The organism is Brevundimonas sp. FV1ps31S (genome assembly GCF_058681265.1).
This window is the reverse complement of the sequence record NZ_CM178735.1, coordinates 1185510-1197778: the sequence shown is the minus strand read 5'-3', so window position 1 is coordinate 1197778 and position 12269 is coordinate 1185510. Positions and strand designations below refer to the sequence as shown.

Sequence of the window (12269 nt, the reverse complement as noted above, 5' to 3'; positions counted from 1 at the left end):
CTAACGTGCGTCGACCGACTGGGCGATCCGTTCGGCCAGATCGCGGTCGGCGCCGCCGGGCGCCGCCACCCAGACATGGATATGCTGGGGCGCTTCAGCGCGCCGGAACAGATGCTCCATCGCCAGACGTCGCCCCCCTTCCGTCACCACGACGGAAGCCCGGCCGCCGGCCTGCACCATCTGTCCGTCGTAGATCGGAAACTGCGACGCCGGCCCCGCATAGATCATGGCCAGCACAGCCTCCCCTCGACGGACGGCGTAGATGCGCGCGTCGGCCCCAGCCCGCGACGACGTCAGCGACACGCCCGAAGGGAGGTCAAGCGTGAAGGGCAGGCCGGCGATCCCGGCGGCGTCGAGGCCCTGCGCCTCCGGAGCAGGCGACATCGGCTCAACGACGGCAGGAGAAGGCGTCGAGGCCGGCGGGAGAGGGCTTTGCCGCGCCGCCGGAGCCGGTAAGGGTGGCGCGGGACGGACCTGAACGGGCGCGGCGGAGGTCGCAGGGATTCGGGCGGGGACCTGGGCCTGGGCCGGGGCCGGCACAGGCGTGACTGTCGGGCGCATGGCGGGACCGACCGCGGCAGGCGGCGCGCTATTGAGATCTCGGGTCAATGAAGATGCAGGCGGCGAAGGAACCTGCGTCGGCGAGACCAGCTTCGGAGGCGGAACAGCCGCCGGAGCCGGAGCGGGCGTCGGAGCCGGAACAGGCGTCGTGGGCTTGAACGGCGGACCGCTGTTCAGGTCGCGCGTCAGATCCGCGGCCGAACGCGAACTGGACGAGGCATCCTGCCCGGACAGGAGGGTGGCGGCGAGAACAATGGCGAACATGGCTTGACCATTGCGCGGCGCCGGCGGAACCGCAAGTCCGCTCTAGGCCCGAGGCAGTTCCACCCAGAAGGTCGCGCCCTGTCCGGGAGAAGAAATGACCCCGATGGCGCCGCCCTGGAGTTCGACCAGCCGTTTTGCAATGGCCAGGCCGACGCCGTGTCCTTCGATGGTGGAACGCTCCAGACCCAGGCGGTTGAAAGGTTCGAACAATTGCTCCTGCTTCTGCAGAGAAAGCCCCGGGCCAAAATCAATGATCTCGATCCGAACACACCTGTCCGTCCGCCCTGCCCGAAGGATCACCCGGCCTCCACCAGCGCCATACTTCAAGGCGTTGGTTGTCAGATTATTGATGACCTGCACCAATCGCTGGGAGTCGGCCAAGGCGACCAGCCCGTCTCCTTCCAGCATGACTTCCAGGTTCACCGAAAGCGCCTCGGGCCGGACGGCTGCCGTCCGTCTGACGTCTTCCACCAGACCGGCGATATCAGTCGGCCTCAGTTCAACCTTGAGCGCGCCGGATTCCGCCCGCGCCACGTCAAGCAGGTCATGCGCCAGCGCCTCCACCTGGCGCGCCGTCTTGACCAGCATATCGGCCATTTCGGTCTGCCGGGCGTTGATGGCGCCGAGTTGGCCGCTCGACCATAGCTGACCTATGCCGATCACCCCCGCGACCGGGCTCTTGATCTCATGAGCCACATTGGCCAGCAGACGCGACTTGGCCTCAGACGCCAGTTCGGCCCGGTCCTGTCCCTGGCGCGCGCGCTCGGACAAACGGTCCCGTTCTTCCAACAGCGCCGCGACCAGCAGAATCGGCATATAGCCGACCAGGACCTGGATCTGAGCCAGCATCATCTGCTGGACGCGATTCATCTCATCAGAGGGTGGCGCGTGGCCTAGCATAGCGCCCCCGACCGACGACAGGGCGACGATCAGGAGGCTGAACGCCGTTCCGGCTACGCCGGTCCTTACCGCCATGCAGAGCAGCAGCGGGACCATCACGACGTCCACGTCGAACCGCCCGACGAAGCCGACATACTGAACGGCCACGACCGCAGCCAACAGAAAACCCGCTTCCAGAAGCGCGCGGGGCCGGGTGAACCGGGCCAATGTCGAGCGGGTCAGCGAAAGCCCGAATGTGCCGATCACGGCCAATCCCAGGGCGTGACCGAACCACCAGGTATTGAAGGCCTCGATGATATCGCCTGAGCCATATTGAGCCAGCCCCGCCGACGCGATCACGCCCGCAGGAATAGGGGCCAGGACTGCAGAGCAGATCAGGAAGCGCGCCGCGCCGTCCAGGCTCGATACGTTGAGCGTCGGGGCGAAACGCCGCGTCAACAGGACAGCCCCTATGATTTCCACCATATTGGCGAAAGCGAACAAGATGGCCAGCGCCGGCTTGTAGCCGGCGATGAGTTCCCCGATCAGGATGCTGATCGCCATGACGAAGGCGAAAACAACATCCTGGCTCCGCCCCCGGCTGGTCCGCAGCCAGACAGCCACAGCCACGCCGCACACGCCCCACAGGCCCGAAATCAGCCCCAAACTGCGCGCCCAGCCGATAGCCAAGGCGGCGAGAATGGCCACGACGACGCCGGTCACCACGGGGATCATCGGGTGAGCGAGAAGATCCCCGTCTCTCGCGTCAAGCGAACGAACACCGACCGCCGACGTCTTCGTCGGCGGCCTGGCGATATCGATGTCGAGCACACGGCTCATGATCATGGGGGGTCTCGGGCGGATAAATGCCCGACGATCAGAACACAGGGTTCCTAATATCCCCTGAAACACGTTAATGCGCTAAAAGTTCAATCTAAGATTGAACTCCTTTACTGCAGACGCGGCCCCGTGAACGTAAGACCAGACACCGGCGCTGACTGCGACAAAATCCGCTCCCGCACGCGCGAGATCTTGGGCGGTCTCGACCGTAACGCCGCCGATCGCGACACACGGAACCTCGACGGTCTCCTGCCAGATCATCAGGATATCGAGAGACGGTCGGTGGGAGGTTTCCTTGGTATCCGTAGGGTAGAAGGCGCCAAAGGCGACATAGTCGGCGCCGCCCTCCGCCGCGTCCCAGGCCAGGTCGCGGTCGTCATGGCAGGTGACGCCGATCATGGCCTCCGGCCCCATGATCCGCCGCGCCTCGGCCAGAGAGCCGTCCTGTTGACCGATGTGGACCCCGTCGCAGCCCGTGGCGCGCGCAAGATCTGGACGATCGTTCAGGATCACCGCCACTCCATGCCGCCGCGCCACGGGCGCCAGGATCGCGACCGCTGAGCGAATCGACGCGTCATCGGCCGGTTTGAGACGGATCTGCAGGGCGGCCACGTCGCCTGCACCCAGGGCTTCGTCCAGGGTCGCGGCGAAGGCGTCCAGGTCGGGGATCGACGGGGGCGTGATCAGATACAGCCGGCAGGGCGGGCGATCGGGAACGGTCGATGTTCGGGCCATGCGGTCCCTTCCCTCTCCTGCGGCGTTTCGTCAACGCCCCACCCGTGCGAACGACTTGCAATCGCCGGCGCGCGTGATATAGCGAACCATTCTCAGTCGATAGAACGCGTAGAACACCCGTGTACGTCTGCAACTGCAATGGCCTTCGCCAGCGTGACGTCGCCCAGGCCATCGAGGCCGGGGCCTGCCGTCCCCGAGACATCTTCGCCAGCCACCAGTGCCAGGCCCAATGCGCCAAATGCGTGTGCGAGATGCGCCAGATGATCCAGGACAGCCGCGAAGCCTTCGCACTCGCGGCCGAATAGTCCGGCTCAACAAGCTTGGTCGAAAATCACTCGCACTATCAATGCAGTGATAAAACCTCGCAAATAAACAAAGTCCATTCTACTGTGTTATTGCGTCCCGAACAGGCGGCGATTGAGCCGTAACGAGACCTAGGACATGGCCATGAAGGGCGACCCCGCGATCCTCCGCACGCTGAATGCGGTTCTCACCAACGAACTGACGGCGGTGAATCAGTATTTCCTGCACGCCCGCATGTTCGAAAGCTGGGGCCTGGCCCACCTCGGGAACGTGATCTACGAGGAATCGATCGGCGAGATGAAGCACGCCGACATGCTGATCAAACGCATCCTGTTCCTGGACGGCCTGCCGAATCTGCAGGATCTGCACAAGCTGAAGGTCGGCGAGGATCCGATCGAATGCCTGGGCGCCGACCTTCAACTGGAGCTGGACAGCCGCGTCGCCACCGCCGCCGCCGTGACCCAGTGCGAGGAAACCCGCGACTACGTCAGCCGCGACCTGTTGATGAAGATCCTGGCGGACACTGAGGAGCACATCGACTTCCTCGAGAACCAGCACAAGCTGATCGAGCTGATGGGCGCGCAGAACTATCTGCAGTCGGCCATGAAGGAAATCGTCACCGACAGTTCCGCCACCGGCGGCTGATCACTCTCAGCCCTCGCGGCGGGCCAGGTGAATCACCGCCGCCGCGAGCACGACCAGCCCAAGGCCGCCGCCCAGCATCAAAGCCGTCTGCACGCGCCACGCCTCCGTCGCCAGGATGTTCACCGGCATTTGCCAAGGCATGAAGACGCCCTGTTTCGCCGACGTGGCCACGACGGCGAAGAAGGTTCCCCCTATGCCCAGCACCAGGCCGGGCACGAAGCTGGCGAACCGGATCGCCGTCCAGAATTGCAGAGCGATCATCAAAACCGCTGCGGCCGCGATCTTGGCCAGGATCCAGGCATGGGCCGGGAGATCAAGTCGGCCCACTGCCGCCGCCTCCGGCTTGACGAGACCGCCGATAAACACCGCCCCAATGGTCATGGCGAGCACGGCGGCGCTCATGATCAGCGCCAGGCCGATCACGCAGATCGCTTTTGACGCATACAGGGTCCAGCGTTGCACCGGCAGGGCGCGCAAGTGGTCCCAACTGCGGGGCCCGTGCTCCATGTGAGCGATCAGGGCGGTCAGGGCCGTGACGCACATGGGCAGCATGAAATAGGCCCAGATCGCTGTACCGCTGCCGATCCACATCGACCATTCAGACGACTTCTCGGACCGCAGCACCATGGCGAAGGCGAAGACGGCGATCAGCGTGGGTCCGGCGGCGGCCAGCAGCAGGGCCAGGGACCGGTTCAACTTGCGGACTTCAACGGAAAGAACGGCGAGCATCAGACGGTCTCCTGACGATGGGAGGTGATGGCGGAGGCGGCGCGATAGATCCCTTCCAGGGAACGGGCGCGCGGCGCGATGGCGAAGACCGACACCCCGGCCTCGATCAGGTCGCGGTTGAGGGCCGCGGAGACGATGTCCTGGTCGTCGCCGGGCCGCAGCCGGGCCACCAGACCGTCGGAGTCCTCGACCAGGGTCAGATCCCGGCCGCGCAGAACGGCGCGAGCCCGGTCGGGATCGTCGACCCTCAGACCGATCTCGGGCGCCAGCTCGGCCTTCAGACGCGCCAGTTCGCCCTCCACCACCAGCCGCCCCTCATGGATGATGCCCACGTGGCTGGCGGTCTGCTCGATCTCGCCGAGCAGGTGGCTGGACAGGAGGACCGTCGCCCCCGCCCGTTCCGGCAGGGCGCGCAGGAATCGCCTCATGTCGGCGATCCCATCCGGATCGAGGCCGTTGGTCGGCTCGTCCAGCATCAGCACCGGCGGCGCGCCCAGCATGGCTCGGGCGATACCCAGCCTCTGGCGCATGCCGAGCGAATAGTCGGACACCCGGCGACCGCCGTCGCGGAGCATATCGACCACCTCGAGCACCCGGTCGATCTCGCTCGCAGGCAGATCCAGCAGACGCCGCGTCAGGTCCAGGTTCTCTCGGCCCGTCAGATGGACATAGAAGCCGTGCGCCTCCAGCAAGGCGCCGATCCTGCGCGCCGCTTCAATCCGATTCCGCGCCACATCGACGCCGCAGACCCGCGCCACGCCCGAGGTCGGACGCAACAGGCCGATCAGCATCTTCATCGTGGTGGTCTTGCCAGCGCCGTTTCGCCCCAGGAAGCCGTAGACGGCCCGGTCCGGCACACACATGGACACCGCGTCCACTACCCGCCGACGCCCAAAGCTTCGCGTCAGGCCCTCCGTCTCGATCGCCGCCATATCGCACCCCCTGTTTAACTCTCAGATAAAGTTGCGAGCGGTCTATTTTTAAGTCAAGATTAAAGACAAGACAGATTTCTATCCCTCGGACAGACCCATGGCCGCCGACGATCTCGCCCGTTTCCGCCACATGTGCCGCCAGTTCCGCTGGCTCGCGATTTTCATGGTTTGCAGCGTGGGCGCGATCTTGGCGCTGATGTATGTGATCGTGCCGGTGGTGTTTGCGGTACGCGGAGAACACAGAGATCTCACGCTGCTGCTTCGGGAGATCGTCTGGGCGTCGCCTTCGCTTCTCTACCTGTTCGCCGTCTGGTCGATCGGGTCGGCGTTGGGGCAGCTGGCGAAGGGGCGGCTGATCCGGCCAACCTTGTCGTCGGCGCTGCGTCGCGTGGGGCTGGCGCTGGGCTTTGGCGGGGTGCTCAGCGTCTTCGGCGTCACCAACCTGATGCGGCTTCTGGGCGACGAGCGGAGCAGTTGGGCCTATTTCGACGTGGCGGGAATGACCCTGGGCATGATCGGCGGCGCCCTGTTCCTGCTCGGTCGGGTTCTGGATCAGGCGACTCGACTACAGGCCGAGATGGACGAGATGATCTGAATGCCCGTTCGCGTGACCCTGAACGATCTGATGGTGCGTAAAGGCCTGAAGGCGCGCGATGTCGCCGCCCAGGTGGGCCTGAGCGAGACGCAGTTCTCGCTGTTCCGATCCGGCAAGGTGAAGGGGATAAGATTCAGCACCCTGGCGCGGCTGTGCGCGGTGCTGGAGTGCCGGCCCGGCGACCTGCTGGACTATGATTTCGATCCGCGCGAGACAGAACCGGTGGAGCCGGACGAGGTCTGACGGAACCGTGTCCGGCGCCGCCCATTTGATTCCGACGGGCAAGCTGGAGCGGACCATGACTGACATCGACGAAGCCATCGACGACGTGCGCGACGCCGCTGTGGACCTGCTGAACAGCGAGGGGCGGAGCGCGGGGCATGTCGCGATGGGCGTGGCGCTGACCGTGGGCTTCGCCCTTTTGGCGACCGGCATCGCGTCGGGCGCATTGACGCCAAAGCGCAAGCTGAAACATGTCCGCGACAAGGACCTGCCGATCACCGAGAAGCCGCACGGCGCCTTCAGCCTGATCCTGCCGGCGGTGTTTTCGGCCACGACCCTGTCGGCCGTCCGCGTTTGGAACGCGCCGCCGCAGCGCGAGCGCACGCGCGCCATGGGCCTGTGGGTCGCGGCCCAAACTGTCAACGCCATCTGGCTGGGCCTGCGCCCCTCGTCGATGTGGAAACAGGTCGCGGCGGCTATATCTTCGGCCGGACTTGCGGCCGCGTTCGCCCACGAGGCGCGCAAGCTGGACGAGGGTGCGGGCAAGATGGCTGCGCCGACCGGCGGCGGCGTCCGTCTGGGCAACATCCTGCACCGCAAGGTCGATCAGGCTTCGGGCGACCGCACCCTGCACTAGGCCCGCCTTGCCCTTTGCCGGGGCTTCCTCTAGGGATCGCGCCCTATTCGCCACGCCCCATCCGGGCGCGTGGGCGCAACTCCATTCCCGATGTGACCCCATGAAGATCAACGGCAACACCATCAAGCCCGGCATGGTCCTGCAGCACAATGGCGGCCTGTGGGTCGTCACCAAGGCCAGCCACGTCAAGCCCGGCAAGGGCGGCGCCTTCGCCAACGTCGAGGCCAAGAACCTCGAGACCGGCAACAAGCTGAACGAGCGCTTCCGGTCGGAAGACAAGGTCGAGCGCGTGACGCTGGAGCAGAAGGACTTCTCCTATCTGTTCGACAACGGCGACAGCCTGGTCTTCATGGACGACGCCACCTACGAGCAGATCGAACTGCAAAAGGACTGGGTCGGCGAAGAGCGGATCCCCTATCTGCAAGAAGGCATGAAGGTCGTCATCGAGATGCACGAAGAGCGTCCGATCGGCCTGGAGCTGCCGGATCAGGTCGTGCTGGAAGTCGCCGAGACCGAGCCGACCGTGAAGGGTCAGACGGCCTCGTCCTCCTACAAGCCCGCCATCGCCTCGAACGGCGTGCGGATCATGATCCCGCCTTACATGTCGGCGGGTGAGCGCATCATCGTCGACACGACCAGCGGCGAATACGTCCGCCGCGCCGACTAAGACCCCCTAAAGCCGGCCCTGGTCCAGGGTCGGTTCCCTTCTTGAACTTCTCCGCATGTCCGGGCCCCACAGAAGGGGCCTTTTCAGGACATGCGGACCAGGAGATCCGCCGATGGCCCTCGCTTCCGCCCTGCTCCAAGTCATGCTCGACGCGGTGCGCAAGACCGCCCGCCCCATGCTGCGCGACTTCGGCGAGGTCTCTCAATTGCAGGTGTCGCGCAAGGGGCCCGGCGACTTCGTCACGGCGGCCGACCTGAAGGCCGAAGACACCCTGTACGAACTGCTGATGAAGGCCCGCCCCGGCTATGGCTTCCTGGGCGAGGAACGCGGCATGATCGAGGGGACGGACAAGTCCCACACCTGGATCGTCGATCCCATCGACGGCACGACCAACTTCATGCACGCCATGCCCCACTTCGCCATCACGGTGGGGCTGGAGCGGCGCAGCCCCGACGGGTCGAGCGAGATCGTCGCCGGAGTGACCTACAACCCCGTGATGAACGAGCTGTTCTGGGCCGAGAAGGGCAAGGGCTGCTATCTGAACGATCAACGGATCCGCGTCGCCGGTCGTCGCGACCTGTCGGAGAGCCTGATCGCCACCGGCCTGCCCTTCATCGGCAAGTCGGGCCACGCCCAGGCCATCAAGGACATCCACGCCATCGGCCAGCGCGTCGCCGGCATCCGCCGCCTGGGCTCGGCCGCCCTGGACTTCGCCTGGGTCGCGGCCGGCCGCTATGACGCCTTCTATGAGCGCGGCCTGAAGCCGTGGGACGTGGCGGCGGGCATCCTGTTCGTCACCGAGGCCGGCGGATCGGTGACCACCATCGAGGCGGACGGCGATCCCAAGACGGGCGTGTCGATCCTGGCCAGCAACAGCGACCTGCATCCGCAGCTGCGCAAGGTGCTTCAGGCGTCCTGAGGCTCACACAGCCGCCTCTCCCTCCCCGACCGGGGAGGGGCGTCGCGAAGCGACGGGGTGGGGGCGGCAAGGCTGGCGCGCGATCAGGTCTGGGGGACGTCGCCCGGCCCGGCCCACCCGGCTCCGCTACGCTTCGCCTCCCTCCCCCGCAGGGGGAGGGAGAAACGCCGTCGTCATTCGCTTGTCGCGCGCCGCCCGTATCCAAGGGGCATGATCCGCGCCATCGTCACCGCCCTCGCCCTCCTCGTCGGAACGCCTGCCGTGGCCCAGCCGCTGATCATCGCCCATCGCGGGGCCTCGGGCGAACGGCCGGAGCATACGCGGGCGGCCTATGAACTGGCGGTCGAACAGGGCGCCGATGTGATCGAGCCGGACCTGGTGCTGTCGAAGGACGGGGTCTTCATCGACCGGCACGAGAACGAGATCGGCGGGACGACCGATGTGGGCGAGCGGCTGGAGTTCGCGGATCGCAAGACCACCAAGACCATCGACGGGGTTGCGACCACCGGCTGGTTCACCGAGGACTTCACCCTGGCCGAGCTGAAGACGCTGCGGGCCAAGGAGCGGTTGCCCGCCTTCCGGCCCGGCAGCGCGGCCTATGACGGGCGCGAGCCGATCCTGACCTTCGACGAGGTGGTCGCCATCGCCCGCGAGGCCTCGGCCCGGACGGGCCGGACCATTGCGGTGGGGCCCGAGCTGAAGCACCCGACCTATTTCGCCGGGATCGGCCTGCCGATGGAGGATCGCTTCGTCGCCGAACTGGAACGGCTGGGCCTGACCGGCGCCGACGCCCCGATCATCATCCAGTGTTTCGAGGTCGGGCCGCTGGAGCGGCTGGCGACACGGATCGACACGCCCCTGGCCCAGCTGGTCAGCAGCGCGGGCGGACCGGCGGACCGGCCGGACGTCACCTATGCCCAGATGATCACGCCGCAGGGGCTGAAGGCCATGGCCGGTTATGCCGACTGGGTCGCGCCGGAGATGACCCTGGTCCTGCCGCGCGACGCCGAGGGCCGCACGACCGCGCCGAGCGCCTTGGTCGCGGACGCCCATGCGGCGGGGCTGAAGGTGGTGATCTGGACCCTGAGGGCCGAGAACGCCTTTCTGCCCGTCGAGCGGCGGCGGGGCGAAGGCTTTGCGGAGCACGGCGACATGGCGGGATACGCCGCCGCCTTCGCCGAGGCGGGGGTGGACGCAGTGTTCAGCGACTTTCCGGCCTTGGCGCGACAAAGCCATTGATTTTTTGAGCCGAGGCTCTGGCTGCCGGCTGTAGGCACGAGGCGCGCACGGGCCTGGCTGGCAACGGTCTGGCCCGGTTGAGCGGGAGCAGATCAACCTGCATCCCCAGGCTCACCCCGCCCTGAACTGGAGTTCGGCGAGGCGCGAATAGAGGCCGCCCTTGACCACCAGCTCGGCGTGCGTCCCCTCCTCCACCACCCGTCCGTCTTCCATGACGACGATCCGATCGGCGCGCAGCACCGTGGCCAGGCGGTGGGCGATGACCAGGGTGGTGCGTTCCTGCATGGCCTGATCGAGGGCGGCCTGGACCAGCCGCTCGCTTTCCGCATCAAGCGCGCTTGTCGCCTCATCCAGCAACAGGATAGGGGCGTCGCGGACCAAGGCGCGGGCGATGGCCAAGCGCTGGCGCTGACCGCCGGACAGACTCTTGCCGCGTTCGCCCAGCGGAGTGTCGAAGCCTTCCGGCAGGGCGTCAATGAAGCCCAGGGCCTGGGCCTTTTCGGCGACGGCGCGGGCCTCTTCCAGGGTGGCGGTCTCACGGCCAAAGCGGATGTTTTCCAGGGCCGAGCCGGAGAACAGCGGCGTTTCCTGCGACACCCAGGCGAAACGGTCGCGCACGGCGACGGGATCGGCCTGGCGCACATCGACGCCGTCGACCGAGACCACGCCGGTCTGGGGATCATAAAAGCGCAGCAGAAGGCGGAAGACGGTGGACTTGCCGGCGCCCGAGGGACCGACCAGGGCCACGGTCTCGCCCGGCCGCACGGTCAGGCTGAACCCCTTCAGGGCCGGCAGGTCGGGGCGGCCGGGATAGGAGAAACCGACAGCCGACATCGACACCTCGCCGCGCGGCGGCGACGGCAAGGCCGTGGGCTGGGCCGGCGGGGCGATGTCGGGGGTAGCCCGCATCAGTTCCTCGATCCGCTCCATGGCGCCGGCGGCCTTTTGCACATCGCCCCAGCTCTCGCCCAGGGCGCCCACGGCGCCGGCGGCGAAGACCGACAAGAGAACGAACTGCAGCAGGGCGCCCGGCGTCATGACGCCCGCCACCACGTCCTGCGCGCCCAGCCAGAGCACCAGGGTGACGCCGCCGAACATGACGACGATGATCAGGGCGGTCATCCAGGCCCGCGCGCGCATCCGGGTGAGCGAGGCGGAGAAGGCGTCCTCGACCGCCGCGCCGAAGCGGGCGATGGCGCTGCGTTCACGCCCGAAGGCCTGGACCGTCTCGATGGCGTCCACGCTCTCGCCCGCGAAACCCACGGCGTTGGCGAACCGGTCCTGGGAGGCGACGGTCAGTTTGCGGACCTTACGACCGAAGATGAAGATCGGACCCAGCAGGAAGGGCACGATCAGCAGGACGAAGCCGGTCAATTTCGGACTGACGAAGAACAGCAGGATCACACCGCCGATCAGGGTCAGGAAGTTGCGCAACGCATAGGAGATGGAGGTCGTCATCAGCGTCTCGACCAGGGCGATGTCCGTGGTCAGGCGCGACAGCACCTCGCCCGTACGCATCTGGGCGTAGAAGGACGGGTCCAGCGTCAGGATGCGGCCGAACAGGCCCTTGCGGACATCGGCGATGACGCGTTCGCCGGTGCGGGTCACGTAGAAGTAGCGGGCGGCGGTGGCCAGGCCCAGGAACAGGGCGTTGGCGCCCAGCAGCAGGAACCAGATGTTCAGATTGGCCCCGCCGGCCTCGAACCCATGGTCAATAGCCCCGCGCGCCAGGGCCGTCAGGCCCAGCGAGGCCGTGGTGGACAACAGCAGCCAGAAGACCGCCATCAGGGCATGACCCTTGTGCCGCAGCGCATAGGGAATCAGGCGCGCCAAGGGGCGGATGTCGCGGCGTTTGGCGCGTTTCTCGCCCGCCTCGCTCATCTGTTCGGCCAGCAGGGCGCCGGCGCTTGGGCGGCCTTCGACCGCACCGGCGCCTGAGGCGCGCCCCGCGGGAATGCTTGCGGAACGGGCGGGGGCGGCGGTCTGATCGGTCATTTCGACTGCCTCTTGCCCCGGAACGCCCCCCGGTGTAAACGCCGCCCCTCATTCCCGCCGGATTTTCTGGCGGGTTTCTCATTTCATGCGCAGCGACGGTCGGCATC

Annotated in this window: 14 protein-coding genes; 8 read left to right on the top strand and 6 right to left on the bottom strand. The window is 66.7% G+C overall.

All coding sequences use genetic code 11. From position 1 onward, the window contains the following. From ACVPT3_RS05535 to thiE, 3 genes are all read right to left on the bottom strand, one after another. Nucleotides 1-384 carry a hypothetical protein gene (locus ACVPT3_RS05535; RefSeq protein WP_492043192.1) on the bottom strand — a complete coding sequence of 128 codons (384 nt, stop codon included), beginning with the start codon at nt 382-384 and terminating at the stop codon, nt 1-3. A 483-nt stretch (nt 385-867) separates the two neighbouring features. After that, nucleotides 868-2550: a sensor histidine kinase gene (locus ACVPT3_RS05530; RefSeq protein WP_492043191.1), complete on the bottom strand. Its 1683-nt coding sequence runs from the start codon at nt 2548-2550 to the stop codon at nt 868-870. 75 nt (nt 2551-2625) lie between these two features. Beyond that, a complete protein-coding gene (gene thiE / locus ACVPT3_RS05525; RefSeq protein WP_492043190.1) occupies nt 2626-3279 on the bottom strand; it encodes a thiamine phosphate synthase in 654 nt (217 codons plus the stop codon). A 119-nt stretch (nt 3280-3398) separates the two neighbouring features. Here thiE and ACVPT3_RS05520 point away from each other — a divergent pair, with 119 nt between their 5' ends. After that, complete coding sequence (locus ACVPT3_RS05520; protein WP_292087385.1) at nt 3399-3584, top strand: (2Fe-2S)-binding protein; 186 nt, start codon at nt 3399-3401, stop codon at nt 3582-3584. A gap of 142 nt (nt 3585-3726) precedes the next feature. Beyond that, on the top strand, nt 3727-4227 hold the full coding sequence (gene bfr / locus ACVPT3_RS05515; protein ID WP_492043189.1) for a bacterioferritin: 501 nt from the start codon (nt 3727-3729) through the stop codon (nt 4225-4227). 6 nt (nt 4228-4233) lie between these two features. On the opposite strand, the gene ACVPT3_RS05510 is transcribed toward bfr, so the two are convergent. Both ACVPT3_RS05510 and ACVPT3_RS05505 read right to left on the bottom strand, forming a co-directional pair. Next, nucleotides 4234-4956: an ABC transporter permease gene (locus ACVPT3_RS05510; RefSeq protein WP_492043188.1), complete on the bottom strand. Its 723-nt coding sequence runs from the start codon at nt 4954-4956 to the stop codon at nt 4234-4236. Then, complete coding sequence (locus ACVPT3_RS05505) at nt 4956-5888, bottom strand: ABC transporter ATP-binding protein (RefSeq protein ID WP_492043187.1); 933 nt, start codon at nt 5886-5888, stop codon at nt 4956-4958. Before ACVPT3_RS05505 ends, ACVPT3_RS05510 begins: the two co-directional genes overlap by 1 nt. A gap of 97 nt (nt 5889-5985) precedes the next feature. On the opposite strand from ACVPT3_RS05505, the gene ACVPT3_RS05500 reads away from it, so the two are divergent. The 6 genes from ACVPT3_RS05500 to ACVPT3_RS05475 all read left to right on the top strand — a co-directional run bounded on the left by ACVPT3_RS05500 (nt 5986) and on the right by ACVPT3_RS05475 (nt 10167). Next, nucleotides 5986-6483, top strand: coding sequence for a DUF2975 domain-containing protein (locus tag ACVPT3_RS05500; protein WP_492043186.1), 498 nt, complete (start codon nt 5986-5988; stop codon nt 6481-6483). After that, on the top strand, nt 6484-6726 hold the full coding sequence (locus ACVPT3_RS05495) for a helix-turn-helix domain-containing protein (RefSeq protein WP_054765434.1): 243 nt from the start codon (nt 6484-6486) through the stop codon (nt 6724-6726). A 55-nt stretch (nt 6727-6781) separates the two neighbouring features. Further along, on the top strand, nt 6782-7342 hold the full coding sequence (locus ACVPT3_RS05490) for a TspO/MBR family protein (protein WP_492043185.1): 561 nt from the start codon (nt 6782-6784) through the stop codon (nt 7340-7342). A 100-nt stretch (nt 7343-7442) separates the two neighbouring features. After that, nucleotides 7443-8009 carry an elongation factor P gene (efp, locus tag ACVPT3_RS05485; protein WP_492043184.1) on the top strand — a complete coding sequence of 189 codons (567 nt, stop codon included), beginning with the start codon at nt 7443-7445 and terminating at the stop codon, nt 8007-8009. Between the two features lie 112 nt (nt 8010-8121). After that, on the top strand, nt 8122-8928 hold the full coding sequence (locus ACVPT3_RS05480) for an inositol monophosphatase family protein (RefSeq protein ID WP_492043183.1): 807 nt from the start codon (nt 8122-8124) through the stop codon (nt 8926-8928). 210 nt (nt 8929-9138) lie between these two features. Continuing rightward, the gene (locus tag ACVPT3_RS05475; RefSeq protein WP_492043182.1) at nt 9139-10167 is read left to right on the top strand and encodes a glycerophosphodiester phosphodiesterase; all 1029 of its coding nucleotides are present in this window, start codon (nt 9139-9141) and stop codon (nt 10165-10167) included. Nucleotides 10168-10278: 111 nt separating this feature from the next. Here ACVPT3_RS05475 and ACVPT3_RS05470 read toward each other — a convergent pair whose 3' ends face one another. Beyond that, the gene (locus ACVPT3_RS05470; RefSeq protein ID WP_492043181.1) at nt 10279-12162 is read right to left on the bottom strand and encodes an ABC transporter transmembrane domain-containing protein; all 1884 of its coding nucleotides are present in this window, start codon (nt 12160-12162) and stop codon (nt 10279-10281) included. Nucleotides 12163-12269 lie beyond the last annotated feature (107 nt).

Coding starts and splice junctions, on each gene's coding strand:
- ACVPT3_RS05535 (WP_492043192.1), bottom strand. CDS start 384: ATGTCGCCTGCTCCGGAGGCGCAGGGCCTCGACGCCGCCGGGATCGCC.
- ACVPT3_RS05530 (WP_492043191.1), bottom strand. CDS start 2,550: ATGATCATGAGCCGTGTGCTCGACATCGATATCGCCAGGCCGCCGACG.
- thiE (WP_492043190.1), bottom strand. CDS start 3,279: ATGGCCCGAACATCGACCGTTCCCGATCGCCCGCCCTGCCGGCTGTAT.
- bfr (WP_492043189.1), top strand. CDS start 3,727: ATGAAGGGCGACCCCGCGATCCTCCGCACGCTGAATGCGGTTCTCACC.
- ACVPT3_RS05510 (WP_492043188.1), bottom strand. CDS start 4,956: ATGCTCGCCGTTCTTTCCGTTGAAGTCCGCAAGTTGAACCGGTCCCTG.
- ACVPT3_RS05505 (WP_492043187.1), bottom strand. CDS start 5,888: ATGGCGGCGATCGAGACGGAGGGCCTGACGCGAAGCTTTGGGCGTCGG.
- ACVPT3_RS05500 (WP_492043186.1), top strand. CDS start 5,986: ATGGCCGCCGACGATCTCGCCCGTTTCCGCCACATGTGCCGCCAGTTC.
- ACVPT3_RS05495 (WP_054765434.1), top strand. CDS start 6,484: ATGCCCGTTCGCGTGACCCTGAACGATCTGATGGTGCGTAAAGGCCTG.
- ACVPT3_RS05490 (WP_492043185.1), top strand. CDS start 6,782: ATGACTGACATCGACGAAGCCATCGACGACGTGCGCGACGCCGCTGTG.
- efp (WP_492043184.1), top strand. CDS start 7,443: ATGAAGATCAACGGCAACACCATCAAGCCCGGCATGGTCCTGCAGCAC.
- ACVPT3_RS05480 (WP_492043183.1), top strand. CDS start 8,122: ATGGCCCTCGCTTCCGCCCTGCTCCAAGTCATGCTCGACGCGGTGCGC.
- ACVPT3_RS05475 (WP_492043182.1), top strand. CDS start 9,139: ATGATCCGCGCCATCGTCACCGCCCTCGCCCTCCTCGTCGGAACGCCT.
- ACVPT3_RS05470 (WP_492043181.1), bottom strand. CDS start 12,162: ATGACCGATCAGACCGCCGCCCCCGCCCGTTCCGCAAGCATTCCCGCG.